Raw genomic sequence first — 17,324 nt, 5'->3', positions numbered from 1 at the left:
GCATGGAGAACGGCACCCACCCGTCACCCTCCGGGGCACAGTGGACCATCGCCGCCGACGGCCACGAGGCCGTCGTGGTCGAGGTCGGCGGTGGTCTGCGGACCTACCGGCACGACGGGATCGACTACCTCGACGGGTACGCGGCGGACGAGCTGGCCCCCGGTTCGGCCGGGCACGTGCTGGCCCCCTGGCCCAACCGGATCCGGGACGGCGTGTACACCTTCGGCGACCGGTCGTTCCAGCTCGACCTGACCGAGCCGGCCCGGCACAACGCCATCCACGGCCTGGTCAACTGGGTGCGGTGGCAGCTCGTCGAGCAGTCGCCGGAGAGCGTCACGATCGGCTACGAGCTGCCGCCCAGCCCCGGCTACCCGTGGGCGTTGCGGCTGCGGAGCCGGTGGAGCGTCGGCACCGACGGGCTGCGCGCCGAGCACGAGGTGACCAACCTGTCCGGCGAGCCGGCCCCGTTCGGCTTCTCGGTCCACCCCTACCTGCAACTGCCCAAGGTCGGCGTGGACGAGCTGACCATGCGGGTGCCCGGGCGGACCCGGGTGCTGCTGGACAACCGGCTGCTGCCGGTCGCCGCGACCGAGGTGGCCGGCACCGAGTACGACTTCACCGCGCCCCGGGCGATCGGCGACCTGGTGCTCGACGTGGCCTTCGGCGACGTCGTCCGGGACGACGACGGCGGCTCGGCGGTCACCCTCGCCGCGCCGGACGGTTCGGTCGCGGTGCACGTCTGGGCGGACCGCGAGTTCGGCTGGTGGCAGGTGTTCACCGGGGACACCCTCACCGGCGAACGGCACCGCCGCTCGGTCGCGGTCGAGCCGATGACCTGCCCGGCGGACGCGTTCCGCTCCGGCAGGGACCTCATCACGCTGGCCCCCGGCGAGACCTGGCGGGGCTCCTGGGGCATCCGGCCCGGAGCCTGAGCATGGAGTTCGCCGAGGTCGTCCGGCGGCGCCGGATGGTACGCAACTACGACCCGGACCGGCCGGTCCCGCCCGAGGTGGTGGACCGCCTGCTGGCGCACGCGGTCCGGGCGCCCTCGGCGGGCTTCGCCCAGGGCTGGGGCTTCCTGGTGCTGGAGGAGCCGGCCGACCGGGAGCGGTTCTGGGCGGCGGCCACCCCGGGCGGCGGTGGTCGGGAACGCTGGCTCGCCGGCATGCGCCGGGCCCCGCTGATCGTCGTGCCGCACGCCAACCGCTCCGTCTACCTCGACCGGTACGCCGAGGCGGACAAGGGCTGGGCGGACCGGTCGACCGAGCGCTGGCCGGTGCCGTACTGGTACGTGGACACCGGCTTCGCCGCGCTGCTGATGCTGCTCACCGCCGTGGACGAGGGGCTGGGCGCGTGCTTCTTCGGCATCCCGCCGCAGCGGCTCGACGCGTACCGGGCGGCGTTCGGGGTGCCGGCGGACTACCACCCGATCGGCGCGATCACGATCGGTTACCGGGCTCCCGACCACCGGTCACCGTCGCTGCGCCGGGGGCGGCGGCCGGTGGACGAGGTGGTCCGGCGGGGCCGCTGGAGCTGAGCGTGGTTCGTCCGGGCCGGCGGGAATCGGTGGTGACGAAACCGACATGAGGGAGCAAAACGCGGTGTGGCGGGTGCGGCTAGGCTGGCAGCGACATCACCAGCCGGGCCAGGGGGAGGGGAGCGCGCCTTGATCTTCAGAGCGGTCCGGGACGGGCGTCCCTACCCGGAGCACAACCTCACGCTCAAGCAGTGGGCGGAGATCCCACCGCGTCCGCTGCGGCTGGACCAGCTCATCACCACCAAGCGGGAGCTGGCGCTGGACAAGCTCCTCGCCGAGGACTCCACCTTCTACGGCGACCTCTTCCCCCACGTGGTGCAGTGGAACGGCGGCCTCTACCTGGAGGACGGCCTGCACCGGGCGCTGCGCGCGGCGCTCCAGCAGCGCAACCAGATCCACGCCCGGGTGCTGGTGCTCAGCCCGCAGGGCGAGTGACCTCATCCTGAGTCTTCGTTAAGGTGACGGCATGACCCCTCTCGACCTGCTGGACATCGACGCGTCGCTGAGCGAGGAGGAGCGCCAGATCCGCGCGGTCGTACGCCAACTCGTCGACGACCGGGTCCGCCCGCACGTCGCCGGCTGGTACGAGGACGGCCAGGTCCCGGCCCGCGAGCTGGCCCGCGAGTTCGGCAAGCTCGGCCTGCTCGGCATGCACCTGACCGGGTACGGCTGCGCCGGCGCGTCGGCCGTCGCGTACGGGCTGGCCTGCCTGGAGCTGGAGGCCGGCGACTCGGGTGTCCGCTCGCTGGTCTCGGTGCAGGGCTCCCTCGCCATGTACGCCATCTGGCGCTACGGCAGCGAGGAGCAGAAGCAGCGGTGGCTGCCCGCGATGGCGGCCGGCGAGGCGATCGGCTGCTTCGGGCTGACCGAGCCGGACCACGGCTCCGATCCCGCCTCGATGACCACCCGGGCCCGCCGGGACGGCGACGACTGGGTGCTCAACGGCACCAAGATGTGGATCACCAACGCGCCGATCGCCGACGTCGGGGTGATCTGGGCGCGCACCGACGAGGGCGTGCGCGGCTTCGCCGTACCGATGGACACACCCGGGGTCACGGCGCGCGAGATCCGGCACAAGATGTCCCTGCGCGCGTCGCTGACCGGGGAGGTCGCCCTCGACGACGTCCGGCTCCCGGCGGACGCCCGACTGCCCGAGGCGATCGGGTTGAAGGCGCCGCTGAGCTGCCTCACCGAGGCCCGGCACGGCATCGTCTGGGGCGCGCTCGGCGCGGCCCGCGACTGCCTGGAGACCGCCCTGTCGTACGCGACCACCCGGACCCAGTTCGGCCGGCCCCTCGCGGGCTTCCAGCTCACCCAGGCCAAGCTCGCCGACATGGCCGTCGAGTGGAACAAGGGGCTGCTGCTGGCGCTGCACCTGGGCCGGCTCGCCGACGCCGGGAAGCTGCGCCCGGCGCAGGTCAGCGTGGGCAAGCTGAACAACGTGCGGGAGGCGCTGGCCATCGCCCGGCAGTGCCGGACCATCCTCGGCGCCAACGGCGTCTCGGGGGAATACCCGGTGATGCGGCACGCCAACAACCTGGAGAGCGTGCTGACCTACGAGGGCACCTCGGAGATCCACCAGCTGGTCATCGGGCAGCAGCTCACCGGGCTCTCCGCCTTCGCCTGAGCTGCGGATTCACCCCTTCGGGCGGCTCGCCGCGCGAGTGTCGCACGGTGGCCGTACCGTCATCATCAGTCGATGTGTCTGACGAGGACGGTGAGGGCGAATGGCCCGCGACGGTGACATCAACGAGCCCACCAGGGAGTTCCCGGAGTACCCGACCGGCGACTCGCGCCCGGTCCGGGGCCTGCTCTGGGTGCTCGGCGCGGCCGCGTTGGTCGTGGTGGCGCTGCTCGGCGTGCAGGCGGCCGGCATCCTGCCGGACTTCCGCAACCCGTTCGCGCAGCAGCAGACCGACCGCAGCCAGCCGCCGCTGCTGAAGTCGATCCGGGACCTCAGCCGGTACGTGGCCGCCGAGGGCAACTTCCAGGTGGTCGTCGACCTGCAGAAGGACCGGAGGAACGTGCCGGACTTCCTGCTCAACGAGCGGACCCTCTTCGTCGGGGCGGGCAGCGTCGAGGCGTACGTGGACTTCGCCAAGATCGCCGACGGGGCGGTGGTGGTCTCCGACGACGGGAAGTCGGTGGAGATCAAGCTGCCCGCGCCGCAGCTCGGGGAGACCAACCTCGACCTGGAGAAGAGCTACGTCTTCGCCGAGGAGCGCGGCCTGCTCAACCGGTTGAACGACCTGGTGGCCGGCGACCCCAACCGGCAGCAGGCGGTCTACAAGCTGGCCGAGGACCGGATCACCACCGCCGCCCGGGACAGCGGGCTGACCGCCCGGGCGGAGGAGAACACCCGCAAGATGCTGGAGGGCCTGCTCCGCTCCCTCGGCTACCAGAAGGTGACCGTCACCTACACGGCCCCCTGAGCCCTCGACGCCCCGGCGCCCGCCCGGTCTCCCCGGGCGGGCGTCGCCGTGCTGTCCGGCGGTGGTGGGGTCAGTAGCGGACGCGGTCCTCGTCGGGCATCAGGATCCAGAGGATCAGGTAGATGATCACCTGGGTGCCGGGCAGCAGCAGCGACAGCAGGAACAGCAGCCGGACCATGCCGGCCGACATGCCGAACCGCTGGGCCAGGCCGGCGCAGACGCCGGCGAACATGCGCCCCTGGCGGGGCCGGACCAGTTTGCGACTCATCGTCGTACTCCCACTTCTGCGGCGATCCGCCGCGCTGAATTCCACGCTAGGAACGGGTGCGCGCCGCGCCCTCGGCCCCGAGGAGGATCGGCGACCAGGGCACCCGTAGGTGCTTACCCCGCCGGGTCCCCGCCGACCCGCCCGCGTGGCGCCGCGGTCGACAGCCCTCCGCTTTTCGGCCGGAGCCTGGCCCGCTGGGTGGTCTCGGGGCTGCTCGGGCCCGATCCTGCGGGCGGTCGCGGGGCTGCTCGAACATTGCCCCCGGGTGGCTGTGGAGCTGAGTCGTTCGTGATATCGGGACCGGGGGCCGCGCGCCCGTCCGGGCCTGACCGCGCCACCGCGGAATGGGCCGATGAGTCGTTGGTGATATCAGCTCCAAAGGCGGGCTCACGTGGTCGTGCCCCGGCGTTGGCGAGCGGCGCGCGGGCGGGACGTCCGGTGGTGACGGTGGCGAGACGGACGGGGTGGAGGGTGGGGTGGCGTGAGTGTGCCGGCGGGGTGGGGGCGGGTACTGACCTGGGCGGGTAGGCTCGCCGGTCGGGCCCCGTACCCAGGGGTCCACCCGCCGTCCCCGGACCGGGAGCGGCACACACCGGTCCGGATCCGCACAACGGGTACGACGGCGAGGAAAGTGCAGCCATGATCAGTGTTTTCGACCTCTTCAGCGTCGGCATCGGGCCGTCCAGCTCGCACACCGTGGGCCCGATGCGGGCCGCGCGGACCTTCGTGGCCGGGCTCAAGGCCGACGGGCTGCTCACCGACGTGGTCCGGGTGCAGGCCGAGCTGTTCGGCTCGCTGGGCGCCACCGGGCACGGCCACGGCAGCGACCGGGCCGTGCTGCTCGGGCTGGAGGGCGAGGCCCCGGAGACGGTCGACACGGACAGCGTCGGGCCGCGGGTGGCGCGGATCCGGGCCGAGCGGCGGCTCGGCCTGCTCGGCACCCAGGAGATCGACTTCGACCCGGACCGGGACCTGGTGCTGCACCGGCGGCGCTCGCTGCCGTACCACCCGAACGGCATGACCTTCGCGGCCTTCGACGGGGCCGGGAACCAGGTCCGGACCCGCACCTACTACTCGGTGGGTGGTGGGTTCGTGGTCGACGAGGCGGCGGCCGGGGCGGACCGGATCAAGCCGGACAGCACCCGGGTGCGGTACCCGTTCCTCACCGGCGCGGAGCTGCTGGCGGTCACCACCGACACCGGGCTGTCGATCAGCGAGGTGATGCTCGCCAACGAGCTCTCCTGGCGCAGCGAGGCGGACGTGCGGGCCGGGCTGCTGGAGGTCTGGCGGGTCATGCGGGAGTGCGTGGAGAACGGCTGCGCCCGGGACGGCGTGCTGCCGGGCGGGCTGAAGGTCCGCCGCCGGGCCGCCGAGCTGCGCCGGAGCCTGGAGGCGGAGGCCGACGCCACCGACCCGCTGCGCGCGATGGACTGGGTCACCCTCTTCGCCCTCGCGGTCAACGAGGAGAACGCCGCCGGCGGCCGGGTGGTGACCGCCCCGACCAACGGCGCCGCCGGGATCATCCCGGCCGTGCTGCACTACTACACCCGGTTCGTGCCCAGCGCCTCCGACGAGGGGGTCATCCGGTTCCTGCTCGCGGCCGGCGCGATCGGCGTGCTGTTCAAGGAGAACGCCTCGATCTCCGGGGCCGAGGTCGGCTGCCAGGGTGAGGTCGGCTCGGCCTGCTCGATGGCGGCGGCCGGGCTCGCCGAGGCGCTGGGCGGCACGCCCGAGCAGGTGGAGAACGCGGCCGAGATCGGCATGGAGCACAACCTCGGGCTCACCTGCGACCCGGTCGGCGGCCTGGTGCAGATCCCGTGCATCGAGCGGAACGCGGTGGCCAGCATCAAGGCGATCACCGCCGCCCGGCTGGCGCTGCGCGGCGACGGCGTGCACGCCGTCTCGCTGGACAAGGTCATCAAGACCATGCGGGAGACCGGCGCCGACATGAAGGTGAAGTACAAGGAGACCGCGCGGGGCGGCCTGGCGGTCAACGTCATCGAGTGTTGAACCCGAAGGGGTGACCCCGGGGGTACCCGTGTCGACCGAGAACGGCGGAGGCGAGGATGGGACGGTGACGGCAGGAGTCGCCGCGCTCTGGTCGGCCCGCAACTCGCTGCGCATCCTGGTCAAGCGGGACCTCGCGGTGAAGTACCAGCAGTCGGTGCTGGGCTACTTCTGGTCGCTCATCGAACCGCTCGGTATGGGCCTGATCTACTGGTTCGTCTTCGGCGTGCTCTACTCCGGCGCCACCCGCCGCCACCTGGGCGAGGCGGCCGGTTCGTACCCGCTCTTCCTGATCACCGGCATCTTCGCCTGGATGTGGGCCAGCTCGGCGCTGACCGAGGCGACCAACGCGCTCACCGGGCAGGCCCGGCTGATCACCACGATGAACGTGCCCCGGCAGGTCTTCCCGATCGGCCGGGTCACCGGACGGTTCGCCGAGTACCTCGCCGGGCTGCCCATCCTGGTCGGCATCGCGGCGATCTACGTGGCGCACGGGAAGATCCACCCCGGCTGGTGGCCGCTGCTGTCCCTGCCGCTGGCCGTGACGGTGCAGTTCGTCCTGCTCGTCGGGGTCGCCCTGCTGCTGTCGGCGTGGAACGTGCTGATGCGGGACATCGAGCGGTTCATGCGGCTGATCATCCGGGTGCTCTTCTACGCCACCCCGATCATCTACCCGCTCGCCCTGGTCCGGGACTCCGGCATGCCGACCTGGATCAAGGTCGCGTACGAGCTGAACCCGCTGGTCGGCATCTTTCAGCTGCACCACGCCATCTGGTACCCGGACGAGTTCCCCGACGCCCGGCTGCTCGCCGTGACCGTGCTGGGCAGCCTGCTGGTGCTGGCGGCCGGCTGGTGGTCGTTCCGCCGGCTCGAACCGGCCGTGCTCAAGGAACTCTGAATGCCGGCGATCATCGAGGCGGAGGGGCTCGGCATCCGGTTCGTCCGGAACCGGCGGCGCCAGCTGCGGCTGCGGGAGTTGCTGATCCACCGGGGCCGGCGGAGCGCCGCCACCGACCAGTTCTGGCCGCTGCGGGACGTGTCGTTCCGGATCGAGCCGGGCGAGACCGTGGGGGTGGTCGGGCGCAACGGGACCGGCAAGAGCACGCTGCTGCGGCTGATCGCCGGGGTGCTGATCCCCGACGAGGGCCGGATCCGGGTACGCGGCGCGGTCGCCCCGCTGCTGGAGCTCTCCGCCGGCTTCTCCAACGACCTGACCGGGCGAGAAAACCTGTACCTGGTGGGCGGGCTGCACGGGCTGTCGACGACGTACCTGCGGCGGCACTTCGACGAGATCGTCTCGTTCGCCGGGGAGCAGGTCGAGCGCTCGGTGGACACCTCGGTCCGGCACTACTCCTCCGGCATGAAGGTGCGGCTCGGCTTCGCGATCATCGCTCACCTGCCCCACCCCATCCTGTTGATGGACGAGGTGACCGCGGTCGGGGACGCGGAGTTCCGCGCGAAGTGCTATGCGACCATCGAGCGACTTCTCGCGGAAGGGCGCACGCTGGTGCTGGTGTCACACAACGAAAAGGACCTCACCCGGTTCTGCCGTCGGGGGCTCTACCTCGACGCGGGACGGCTGACCGTCGACGGGACCATCGACGAGGCGCTGCGGGCGTACGCCAGCGCTTCCCCGCGGTGACGCTCGCGATCGTGCTCGCCGCCGGGCCGGCGGCGGGCCTGACCACCGATTCGGGGGAACGCCTGGTCGACCGGCTCGCCGGGCAGTGGCGGCGGGCCGGGGTGACCGAGGTACGGGTGGCCGCCGACCTGGCCGAGCTGGCCGCGCTGCTGGCCGCCGCGACCGCCCCGGTGCTGCTCAGCGGGGCCGACCTGATGGCGCACACCGCCGTACTGAAGCACCTGGCGACCAGCCCGGTGGGGCCGACGGTGGCCCTGGTGCTCACCGACCCGCCGGCACCCGGCCGGGCGACGGTCCGTGAGGACCGGGGCCAGGTGGTAGCGGTCGACGACCCGGCGGGCGCGACCGGCGTGTTCGGCGGCGCGCTGCGGGTCGGCCCGGCCGAGCTGCCGTACCTGATCGCCGCCGCCGAGCGGGCCGCGGCGGGTGCCGTGGACCCGGCGTCCGCGCTGGACCAGCTCTTCGCCGGCCTCGCCGCGCGCGGGTCGCTGATCTTCGCCCATCGGGTACGCCTGCTCGTGGCGCACCGGGTCGGCACGGAGGCGGACCTGCGCGCGGCCGAGGCGGCGGTGGCCGCGGTCGACGAGGACAAGGCGGAGCTGCGCCTCTCGGTGAAGGAGCGGGACGACTTCTTCACCACGTTCTTCGTCAGCACCTGGTCCCCGTACGTCACGAAGGCCGCCGCCCGGCTCGGGCTGAGCCCGACCGGGGTGACCATGATCTCGGTGGCCTTCGCGGTGGCCGCCGCCGTGCTCTTCGGCGTCGGCGGCCGGCCCGCGCTGGTCGCCGGCGGGGTCCTGCTCTACCTCGGTTTCGTGCTGGACTGCGTGGACGGGCAGTTGGCCCGCTACACGCGGAACTTCAGCGCCTGGGGCGGCTGGCTGGACACGATGGCCGACCGGGCCAAGGAGTACGTGGTCTACGCCGGCCTCGGCTACGGCGCCACGCACGCGGGCTTCCGCTACGGCTGGGCGCTGGCGATCGCCGCGATGACGCTGCAGACCGTGCGGCACATGACCGACACCTGGTACGGCGTGCTGCACGACGAGGCGGCCCGGCGGCCCCGTGCCGCGGTCGAGGAGGCCGGCATCGGCGGGAAGCTGAACGCCGCCTCGACGAAGGTGCAGGCGGACACCGGTTCGGTGTCGTACTGGCTGAAGCGGACGGTGGTCTTCCCGATCGGGGAGCGGTGGGCGCTGATGGCGCTGGCCGCCGCGCTCTTCGGTCCGCTGGTCGCGCTCTGCGCGGTGCTGGTCTGGGGGACGCTGGCGTTCGCGTACACCGGGGCGCTGCGGACGCTGCGGGCCTGGTGGATGCGGGTGCCGGTGATGACCACGGTCGACGTGATTCTGCACCGGGACGACGGTCCGGTGGTCCGGCGGTTCGCGGCGGCCCGCCCGTCCGGCCTGGAACGCCTCCTGCTCCGGGGCGCCCGCCGTGGGGTCGGGGTGCTGTGGCTGGCCGTGCTGCCGGCGGTGGCGCCGGCGGTACTGCTGCTCCTGGCCTGGAGGTGGGGCAGCGATACGCCGCGCTGGGTGGTCGTGGTGGCCCTGCTGGTCTGGCTGCTCGCCGCGCTCGGCGTCCGGGCGACGCCCGACGGGCCGCTGGACTGGCTGATCCCGGCCGCGCTGCGGGCCGGGGAGTACCTGTTCGCCATCGCGGTCGGGGTGGTCGGCGGCGCGCCCGCCTGGCTGATCTTCGGGTACGTCTTCGTGCTCACCCTGCACCACTACGACCTGACCGCCCGGCTGGAGAAGCGGCAGGTGGCGCCGCCGCTGCATGCCGCCTCGTTGGGTTGGGAGGGGCGGTCGGTGCTGCTGGGTCTAGCGGCAATCGCCGGAATTGCGAGTATCGCTCTGGCTACACTCGGTGCGTACCTTCTCGTGGTTTTTGTCGCGAGCGTGGTTCTCGCCTGGGTGGTCCTGCCGGCTCGCGCCCGGCGGACGCCGGCCCCGACGGGCGGGGGTGTCCGCTCGCCGGGCTGACGGAGGGCCGGCCGGGATGACTCTGCTCAGCTTCGTCGTACCGGCCTATCGCGTGCAGGGCTACCTGCGGGAGTGTCTGGACTCGATCCTCGAGCAGCCGTACGACGACCTCGAGGTGATCGGGGTCGACGACGCCTCGCCGGACGACAGCGGCGAGATCCTGATCGAGTACGCGGAGCGCGACCCCCGGGTCCGCCCGGTCCGCCTCGCCGAGAACGTCGGGCTCGGTCCGGCCCGCAACATCGGGCTGGACCGGGCCGCCGGCGAGTACGTCTGGTTCGTCGACGGCGACGACTGGCTGGTCCCGGGCTGCCTGCCGCACGTGGTCGACCGGCTCGACGCCACCCGCCCGGACGTGCTGATCGTCGACCACGTCCGGGCGCACTGGAACAACGTCGGCACCCGCAGCGCGATGCGCGAGGTGTTCCCGGAGCCGCCCGGCGAGACGACCTTCCGGCTGGTGGAACGGCCGGAGACCATGCGGCTGCTGCACACCGCCTGGAACCGGTTGGTGCGGCGGGAGTTCCTGGTCGAGCGGGGGCTGCGCTTCGAACCGGGCTGGTACGAGGACGTCTCGTTCAGCTACCCGGTGCTGATGGTCGCCGAGCGGATCGGCGTGCTGGACCGGATCTGCCTCAACTACCGGCAGCGCCGGACCGGGGCGATCACCCGGACCCGGGGCGACCGGCACTTCGAGGTGTTCGCCCAGTGGCACCGGGTGTTCCGGCTGATGGACCGCTGGGACGCCACGGTCGAGGCGCTGCGCCCGGACGTCTTCGAGCGGATGATCTGGCACTACCTGACCGTGCTCGGCAACGGCGAGCGGATCGCCCCCGAGTTGCGGCCCGCGTTCTTCGCCCAGATCCACGCCGACTACGTCCGCTTCCTGCCGCCGCAGGGCTACCCGGTCCCGCCCGGGGTGGACGGGTTGAAGCACCGCCTGGTGGCGGCCGGGCGGTGGCGGACGTTCAGCGCGCTCCGCGACGCCAACCAGGCGGCGGAGACGGCCCGGCGCACCGCCCGCAAGGTCAAGCGGCGGGTGCTGCCGGTGGCCCGGCGTGCCGCGCGGAAGGCCCGGAACGCCGCGCTGCGCGAGTACTACCGGGGCGAGCTGCACCGGCCGCTGGACCCGACGCTCGCCGTCTTCGCCGCGTACTGGTACCGGGGGTACGCCTGCAACCCGGCCGCGATCTACGCCGCCGCCCGCCGCCTCGCCCCCCAGGTGCGTGGGGTGTGGATCGTCCGGCGGGACCGGGTCGACACCCTCCCGCCCGGGGTGGAGTACGTGGTCGCCGGCACCCGCGAGTACTACCGGGTGCTGGCCCGGGCCCGCTGGCTGGTGAACAACGTCAACTTCCCGGACTTCGTCCGCAAGCGGCCCGGCACGGTGCACCTGCAGACCCACCACGGCACCCCGGTGAAGGTGATGGGGCTGGACCAGCAGCGGTACCCGATGGGGGCGCGGGGGATGGACTTCGCCAAGCTGCTGAGCCGGGTCGACCGGTGGGACTTCAGCGTCTCCTCGAACAGCTTCTCGACGCAGATGTGGGAGCGGGCGTACCCGGCCACGTACACCACGCTGGAGGTCGGCTACCCGCGTAACGACCGGCTGGCGCTGGCCACCCCGGAGGAGTGCCGCCAGGTCCGGAAGGAGCTGGGCATCGGGCTGGACGAGCACGTGGTGCTCTACGCGCCGACGCACCGGGAGCACCTGCCCGGGTGGCGGCCGCCGTTCGACCCGGACCGGATGTGCGAGGTGCTCGGGCCGGCGGGCCGGCTGCTGATGCGCAGCCACTACTTCCACGACCGGGACCGGCGACCCCGCGGCCCGCTCGCCGGTGGGGTGCTGGACGTGAGCACCCACGACCGGGTGGAGGACCTCTACCTCGCCGCGGACGTGCTGGTCACGGACTACTCGTCGGCGATGTTCGACTACGCCGTGCTGGACCGGCCGATCGTCGTGTACGCGCCGGACTGGGACGCGTACCGGGTGGCCCGGGGTGTCTACTTCGACCTGATCGCCGAGTCGCCCGGCCCGGTGGCGCTGGACTTTCCCGCGCTGCTGGAACTGTTCCGCTCGGACGCGCTGCGCTCGCCGGAGGCCGAGAAGCACCGGCAGCGGTTCCGGGCGCGGTTCTGCGCCCTCGACGACGGGCACGCCGCCGAGCGGGTGGTACGCCGGGTCTTCCTGGACGAGCCGGCCGGAACAGAGGCTACTCGCCGGTCACCTTACTGATCGGCGCCGACCGATCCGCCGTAATAGGTCTGTCACGGGAGCAACATGGCACGTTTACCCGATGTGCGAATCCGATGATCCTCGTCACAGTCAATCCCGGGTTCGGCCTAGGAGCTGGGGAGGAGACGGTGACCACCGTCGCGCTCAAGGATGTCACCAAGGTGTTCCAGGACGGGACAGTCGCGGTCGACACCATCAATCTGGACGTCAACGACGGCGAATTCATGGTGCTGCTCGGCCCCTCTGGCTGCGGCAAGTCCACCGTGCTGCGGATGGTGGCGGGGCTGGAGGACCCGACCTCCGGCGCCGTGATGCTCGACGGAGAGGTGGCCAACGACCTGCCGCCCCGGGAGCGGAAGATCGCCATGGTCTTCCAGGACTTCGCCCTGTACCCGCACATGACCGTGGGCGAGAACATCGGGTTCCCGCTGCGCCTGTCCGGCGTCGAGCCGGGCCCGCGCGGGGAGCGGATCCAGGACGTGGCGAGCGCCCTCGGCATCGGGGACGTGCTCGCCCGCAAACCCAGCCAGCTCTCCGGCGGCCAGCGGCAGCGGGTCGCGATGGGGCGGGCGATAGTGCGCCGGCCCGGCCTGTTCCTGATGGACGAGCCGCTCTCCAACCTGGACAGCGGCCTCCGCGCCGAACTGCGCGCCGAGATCTCCGGGCTGACCCGCGAGCTCGGCGTCACCACCGTCTACGTCACGCACGACCAGGCCGAGGCGCTGACCATGGCCGACCGGGTCGCCATCATGCGCAAGGGCGTGCTCCAGGACGTGGGCACCCCGACCCAGGTGTACGGCCGGCCGGCGACCCTCTACGTCGCCGCCTTCCTCGGCAGCCCCCGGATGAACCTGCTGGAGGCGTCGGTCTACGTCCACCTCGACCGCTACGTGGCGCTGAACCTCGGCGAGCAGTCGCTCTACCTGCCCTGGGACGACATCCGCAGCCGGGCGGTGGCGCACTACCACGGCGAGCGGATCGTGATCGGCATGCGGGCCGAGGCGCTCACCCCGGTCGCCCCGGATACCCCCGGCGACGTGCTCCAGGGGCGGATCCGCTACCTGGAGCACCACGGCCACGAGTCGCTGGCCTTCCTCGACATCGGCGCCACGGCGATCGTGGTGGACGAGATGGGCACGCCGGTGGAGAACGCGGCGCCCGGCCAGCGCGGCCTGCGCCGGTTCGGGCACGTCATGCAGCGGCTCACCGGGCGGTCGGTGGACGCCCCGGTCTCCGCGCCGAGCGGCGGCGGGAACCGGACCAGCGTGCTGCCCGACCCCGGCCGGCACCACCGCCGCCCGGCGGAACTGGCCGTCCGGCTCGCCCCGTACCCGGCCGTCACGGCGGGGCACCCGCTGGCCGTCCAGGTCCGCATGGACGCGCTGCACTTCTTCGACGAGCGCGGCGACCGGATCGACGTCGGCTGGCGCTGAGCCCAGCCGGCCGCGGCCAGGACCAACTCGTTCTGCGGCAAGTCGGCCTCATCTCGTCAGGGGATGGGCCGACTTGCCGCAATTCTTCGAGCGGCCCGCAGCCCCTTGCCCGGAAAGTTACCGGCGAGTAGCGTTCGGGCATGTCCATCGACTCTCGCCAGGTGGCGGCCGGTCTGCTCGAAGCCGTGCCGTTCGCCCGCACGCTCGGTATCGAATTCGTCGAGGTCGCCCCCGAGGCCGAGGGCGGGGTACGGGCAGTCGTCCGGCTCCCCGACGCCCCGGAGCACCACAACCACGTCGGCGGCCCGCACGCCGGCGCCATGTTCACGCTCGGGGAGACCGCCTCCGGGGCGGTGGTGCTCGCCGCGTTCGGTCAGGTGCTCGACCGGGCGGTGCCGCTGGCCGTGACGGCCACCATCCGCTACCAGAAGGTCGCCCTGGGGCCGGTGCTGGCCACCGCCCGGCTGGGGCGTACCCCGGCCGAGGTGATCGCCGAGCTGGACGCGGGGCAGCGGCCGGAGTTCCCGGTCGAGGTGGAGATCGGCACCGAGGACGGCACCCCCACCTCGGCGCTGACGGTGGTCTGGACGCTCCGCCCGAACCGCTGACGTCCGAATCGGGTTTCCCCGGCCGGTCCGCTGGATAGATTCGTACCGTGCTGGGCCTACCCGCTCACGTGACCGCCTGTCTCTTCGATCTGGACGGTGTGCTGACGCAGACCGCCAAGGTGCACAATGCCGCCTGGACCGAGACCTTCAACGCGTTCCTGAAGCAGCGCGCGGCGGCCACCGGCGAGCCGTTCCGCCCGTACGACCCCGGGCCGGACTACAACCGGTACGTGGACGGGAAGCCGCGGGCCGACGGCGTGCGCTCCTTCCTGGCCTCCCGCGGGATCACGCTGCCCGAGGGCTCGCCCGACGACCCGCCGGAGATGGACACGGTCAACGGGGTGGGCAACCGGAAGAACGTCATCCTGCTCAAGCGGATCCACACCGACGGGGTGGAGGTCTACGCGGGCTCGGTGCGCTACCTGGAGGCCGCCGTCCGCGCCGGGCTGCGCCGGGCGGTCGTCTCGGCCAGCGCCAACTGCGCGGCCGTGGTGCAGGGCGCCGGGCTGGAGCGGTTCCTGGAGGCCCGGGTGGACGGGGTGCTGGCCCGCGAGCGGGGCCTGCGCGGCAAGCCGCACCCGGACACCTTCCTGGCCGGGGCGGAGCTGCTCGGCGTGCCGCCGGAGCAGGCCGCGGTCTTCGAGGATGCGCTCGCCGGGGTCGAGGCCGGCCGGGCCGGACGCTTCGGGTACGTGGTGGGCGTCGACCGGGTCGGCCAGGCCGATGACCTGCGGGCGCACGGCGCGGACGTCGTCGTCACCGACCTCGCCGAGCTGTTGACCGGGGCCGCGGCGTGATCCGGGAACGGGCGTACCCGGTCGAGCCGTGGCATGTCCGGGAGACCCAGCTCGACATGGACGTGCTCGCCCAGTCCGAGTCGGTATTCGCCCTCTCCAACGGGCACATCGGGCTGCGCGGCAACCTGGACGAGGGGGAGCCGCACGGCCTCCCCGGCACCTACCTGAACTCCTTCTACGAGCTGCGGCCGCTGCCGTACGCGGAAGCCGGCTTCGGCTTCCCGGAGTCCGGCCAGACCATCGTCAACGTCACCAACGGCAAGCTGGTCCGGCTGCTGGTCGACGACGAGCCGCTCGACGTCCGGTACGGCGAACTCCTCTCCCACGAGCGAGTCCTCGACCTGCGGGCCGGCACCCTGCACCGGGAGCTGCACTGGCGCTCACCGGCCGGCCGCGATGTCAAGGTCCGCAGCACCCGGCTGGTGTCGTTCACCCAGCGGGCGGTCGGCGCGATCAACTACGAGGTCGAGGCGCTGGAGGGGCCGCTGCGGCTGATCCTCCAGTCCGAGCTGGTGGCCAACGAGACCCTGCCGCCGCAGAGCCGCGACCCCCGGGTGGCCGCCGTGCTGGAATCGCCGTTGCAGTCCGAGGAGGAGTTGACCACCGACGACGGTGGGCTGCTGATCCACCGCACCAAGGTCAGCGGATTGCGGGTCGCCGCGCAGATGGCGCACGACGTGTACGGCCCGGAGCGCACCACCATCGAGTCCGAGGGGTACGAGGACTGGGTCCGTACCACCGTCGGCTGCGTGCTCAAGCCGGGGCAGACGCTGCGGGTGGTCAAGTATTTGACCTACGGCTGGTCCAGCCGGCGCTCGCTGCCGGCGCTGCGGGACCAGGTCGGGGCGGCCCTGGCCGCGGCCCGCCTGGACGGCTGGGACGGGCTGCGCCGGGCGCAGCGGGAGTTCCTGGACGAGTTCTGGGACGCCGCCGACGTGCGCGTGGAGGGCGACCCGGAGGTGCAGCAGGCGGTCCGGTTCGGCCTCTTCCACGTGCTCCAGGCCGGTGCCCGCGCGGAGCGCCGGCCGATCTCCGCGAAGGGGCTCACCGGCCCCGGGTACGACGGGCACGCGTTCTGGGACACCGAGATGTTCGTGCTGCCGGTCCTCACGTACACCCAGCCGTCGGCGGTGCGGGACGCGCTGTACTGGCGCCACGCCACCCTGCCGCAGGCGCAGGAGCGGGCCCGGACGCTCAACCTGGCGGGAGCCGCCTTCCCGTGGCGCACCATCGAGGGCCCGGAGTCGTCGGCGTACTGGCCGGCCGGCACCGCCGCGTTCCACATCGCCGCCGACGTCGCGGACGCGCTGCGCCGGTACGTGCTGGCCACCGACGACCTGGTGCTGGAACAGGAGATCGGGCTGGAGCTGCTGATCGAGACCGCCCGGCTCTGGCGCTCGCTCGGCCACCACGACCGCAACGGGCAGTTCCACATCGACGGGGTGACCGGGCCGGACGAGTACACGGCGGTCAAGAACGACAACATCTACACCAACCTGATGGCGCAGCGGAACCTGCTCACCGCCGCCGAGTGCGCGATGCGCTACCGGGACCAGTCCCTCGACCTCGGCGTCACCGAGGAGGAGGCGGCCGCCTGGCGGGACGCGGCGCACGCCATGCACCTCCCGTACGACGAGGAGGCCGGGGTCCACGAGCAGGTGGAGGGCTTCACCCGGTTGCAGGAGTGGGACTTCGAGCACACCCCGCCGGAGAAGTATCCGTTGCTGCTGCACTACCCGTACTTCGACCTCTATCGCAAGCAGGTGGTCAAGCAGGCCGACCTGGTGCTGGCCATGCACTGGCGCGGGGACGCGTTCAGCGGGCTGGAGAAGCTGCGCAACTTCCTCTATTACGAGCGGCGTACCGTCCGGGACTCCTCGCTGAGCGCCTGCACCCAGGCGGTGATGGCCGCCGAGGTCGGCCACCCGGAGTTGGCCCACCGCTACCTGCGCGAGGCCGCGCTGATGGACCTGCACGACCTGAACGAGAACACCCGCGACGGCGTGCACATGGCCTCGCTGGCCGGGGCCTGGATCGCCCTGGTGGCCGGCTTCGGCGGCCTGCGCGACCACGACGGCAGGCTCTCCTTCTCGCCCCGGCTCTCCAGCCGGCTCAGCCGCCTGGAGTTCTCCCTCCAGTGGCGGTCGATACACCTGCGGGTGGACGTCCGGCCGCACCAGACGACGTACTCGCTGCGCAAGGCGGGACCGGACACGGTGCTGGAGCTGCGCCACCACGGCGAGCGCCTCCGGGTCACCGGCGCGCAGCCGGTCACCGTGCCGGTGCCGCCGGCGCACCCGTCCGGGCCGCAGCCGGAGCAGCCGCCGGGCCGGGCGCCCCTGCTGCACCTGCCGGAGAGCGCCCCGTGAGATGGCCCGG

At 72.6% G+C, this 17,324-nt stretch carries 15 protein-coding genes; 14 read left to right on the top strand and 1 reads right to left on the bottom strand.

Annotated elements, in window-relative coordinates; genetic code table 11:
- Nucleotides 1-2: 2 nt before the first annotated feature.
- The 5 genes from ACGFI9_RS07725 to ACGFI9_RS07705 all read left to right on the top strand — a co-directional run bounded on the left by ACGFI9_RS07725 (nt 3) and on the right by ACGFI9_RS07705 (nt 3,969).
- Nucleotides 3-932, top strand: coding sequence for an aldose 1-epimerase family protein (locus ACGFI9_RS07725; RefSeq protein ID WP_393176118.1), 930 nt, complete (start codon nt 3-5; stop codon nt 930-932).
- Nucleotides 933-934: 2 nt separating this feature from the next.
- On the top strand, nt 935-1,537 hold the full coding sequence (locus ACGFI9_RS07720; protein ID WP_393176116.1) for a nitroreductase family protein: 603 nt from the start codon (nt 935-937) through the stop codon (nt 1,535-1,537).
- 129 nt (nt 1,538-1,666) lie between these two features.
- The gene (locus tag ACGFI9_RS07715) at nt 1,667-1,972 is read left to right on the top strand and encodes a type II toxin-antitoxin system VapB family antitoxin (protein WP_091113285.1); all 306 of its coding nucleotides are present in this window, start codon (nt 1,667-1,669) and stop codon (nt 1,970-1,972) included.
- Nucleotides 1,973-2,003: 31 nt separating this feature from the next.
- Entirely contained in the window at nt 2,004-3,164 is a 1,161-nt protein-coding gene (locus ACGFI9_RS07710; protein ID WP_393176114.1) for an acyl-CoA dehydrogenase family protein, read from the top strand.
- A 100-nt stretch (nt 3,165-3,264) separates the two neighbouring features.
- Nucleotides 3,265-3,969, top strand: coding sequence for a DUF4230 domain-containing protein (locus ACGFI9_RS07705; protein ID WP_393176112.1), 705 nt, complete (start codon nt 3,265-3,267; stop codon nt 3,967-3,969).
- Between the two features lie 70 nt (nt 3,970-4,039).
- Here the strand turns inward: ACGFI9_RS07705 and ACGFI9_RS07700 are convergent, their stop codons facing one another.
- Nucleotides 4,040-4,237: a PspC domain-containing protein gene (locus ACGFI9_RS07700; protein WP_393176110.1), complete on the bottom strand. Its 198-nt coding sequence runs from the start codon at nt 4,235-4,237 to the stop codon at nt 4,040-4,042.
- Between the two features lie 639 nt (nt 4,238-4,876).
- On the opposite strand from ACGFI9_RS07700, the gene ACGFI9_RS07695 reads away from it, so the two are divergent.
- The 9 genes from ACGFI9_RS07695 (at nt 4,877) to ACGFI9_RS07655 (ending at nt 17,314) form a co-directional block, all read left to right on the top strand.
- Nucleotides 4,877-6,247: an L-serine ammonia-lyase gene (locus tag ACGFI9_RS07695; protein WP_393176108.1), complete on the top strand. Its 1,371-nt coding sequence runs from the start codon at nt 4,877-4,879 to the stop codon at nt 6,245-6,247.
- 64 nt (nt 6,248-6,311) lie between these two features.
- Nucleotides 6,312-7,142, top strand: coding sequence for an ABC transporter permease (locus tag ACGFI9_RS07690; protein ID WP_393176106.1), 831 nt, complete (start codon nt 6,312-6,314; stop codon nt 7,140-7,142).
- Nucleotides 7,143-7,886, top strand: a complete 744-nt coding sequence (locus ACGFI9_RS07685; protein ID WP_393176104.1) for an ABC transporter ATP-binding protein — start codon at nt 7,143-7,145, stop codon at nt 7,884-7,886.
- Nucleotides 7,883-9,871 carry a DUF5941 domain-containing protein gene (locus ACGFI9_RS07680; RefSeq protein WP_393176102.1) on the top strand — a complete coding sequence of 663 codons (1,989 nt, stop codon included), beginning with the start codon at nt 7,883-7,885 and terminating at the stop codon, nt 9,869-9,871. Before ACGFI9_RS07685 ends, ACGFI9_RS07680 begins: the two co-directional genes overlap by 4 nt.
- A gap of 16 nt (nt 9,872-9,887) precedes the next feature.
- The gene (locus ACGFI9_RS07675) at nt 9,888-12,107 is read left to right on the top strand and encodes a CDP-glycerol glycerophosphotransferase family protein (RefSeq protein ID WP_393176100.1); all 2,220 of its coding nucleotides are present in this window, start codon (nt 9,888-9,890) and stop codon (nt 12,105-12,107) included.
- A gap of 128 nt (nt 12,108-12,235) precedes the next feature.
- Nucleotides 12,236-13,540, top strand: a complete 1,305-nt coding sequence (locus ACGFI9_RS07670; protein WP_393176098.1) for an ABC transporter ATP-binding protein — start codon at nt 12,236-12,238, stop codon at nt 13,538-13,540.
- A 140-nt stretch (nt 13,541-13,680) separates the two neighbouring features.
- The gene (locus tag ACGFI9_RS07665) at nt 13,681-14,148 is read left to right on the top strand and encodes a DUF4442 domain-containing protein (RefSeq protein WP_393176096.1); all 468 of its coding nucleotides are present in this window, start codon (nt 13,681-13,683) and stop codon (nt 14,146-14,148) included.
- 47 nt (nt 14,149-14,195) lie between these two features.
- Nucleotides 14,196-14,945 carry an HAD family hydrolase gene (locus ACGFI9_RS07660; protein WP_393176094.1) on the top strand — a complete coding sequence of 250 codons (750 nt, stop codon included), beginning with the start codon at nt 14,196-14,198 and terminating at the stop codon, nt 14,943-14,945.
- On the top strand, nt 14,942-17,314 hold the full coding sequence (locus tag ACGFI9_RS07655; RefSeq protein WP_393176092.1) for a glycoside hydrolase family 65 protein: 2,373 nt from the start codon (nt 14,942-14,944) through the stop codon (nt 17,312-17,314). The genes ACGFI9_RS07660 and ACGFI9_RS07655 overlap by 4 nt, the downstream gene beginning before the upstream one ends.
- Nucleotides 17,315-17,324 lie beyond the last annotated feature (10 nt).

It is taken from the genome of Micromonospora sp. NPDC048930 (genome assembly GCF_043197935.1).
In the GTDB taxonomy this organism is placed as follows: domain Bacteria; phylum Actinomycetota; class Actinomycetes; order Mycobacteriales; family Micromonosporaceae; genus Micromonospora.
Note: the sequence above shows the minus strand (reverse complement) of the source record. Positions and strands in the feature narration are given on the sequence as shown.

Bases quoted from the DNA above. Each gene is read 5' to 3' on its own strand.
- ACGFI9_RS07675 (WP_393176100.1), top strand. From the start codon at position 9,888: ATGACTCTGCTCAGCTTCGTCGTACCGGCCTATCGCGTGCAGGGCTAC.
- ACGFI9_RS07720 (WP_393176116.1), top strand. From the start codon at position 935: ATGGAGTTCGCCGAGGTCGTCCGGCGGCGCCGGATGGTACGCAACTAC.
- ACGFI9_RS07685 (WP_393176104.1), top strand. From the start codon at position 7,143: ATGCCGGCGATCATCGAGGCGGAGGGGCTCGGCATCCGGTTCGTCCGG.
- ACGFI9_RS07695 (WP_393176108.1), top strand. From the start codon at position 4,877: ATGATCAGTGTTTTCGACCTCTTCAGCGTCGGCATCGGGCCGTCCAGC.
- ACGFI9_RS07705 (WP_393176112.1), top strand. From the start codon at position 3,265: ATGGCCCGCGACGGTGACATCAACGAGCCCACCAGGGAGTTCCCGGAG.
- ACGFI9_RS07700 (WP_393176110.1), bottom strand. From the start codon at position 4,237: ATGAGTCGCAAACTGGTCCGGCCCCGCCAGGGGCGCATGTTCGCCGGC.
- ACGFI9_RS07665 (WP_393176096.1), top strand. From the start codon at position 13,681: ATGTCCATCGACTCTCGCCAGGTGGCGGCCGGTCTGCTCGAAGCCGTG.
- ACGFI9_RS07725 (WP_393176118.1), top strand. From the start codon at position 3: ATGGAGAACGGCACCCACCCGTCACCCTCCGGGGCACAGTGGACCATC.
- ACGFI9_RS07710 (WP_393176114.1), top strand. From the start codon at position 2,004: ATGACCCCTCTCGACCTGCTGGACATCGACGCGTCGCTGAGCGAGGAG.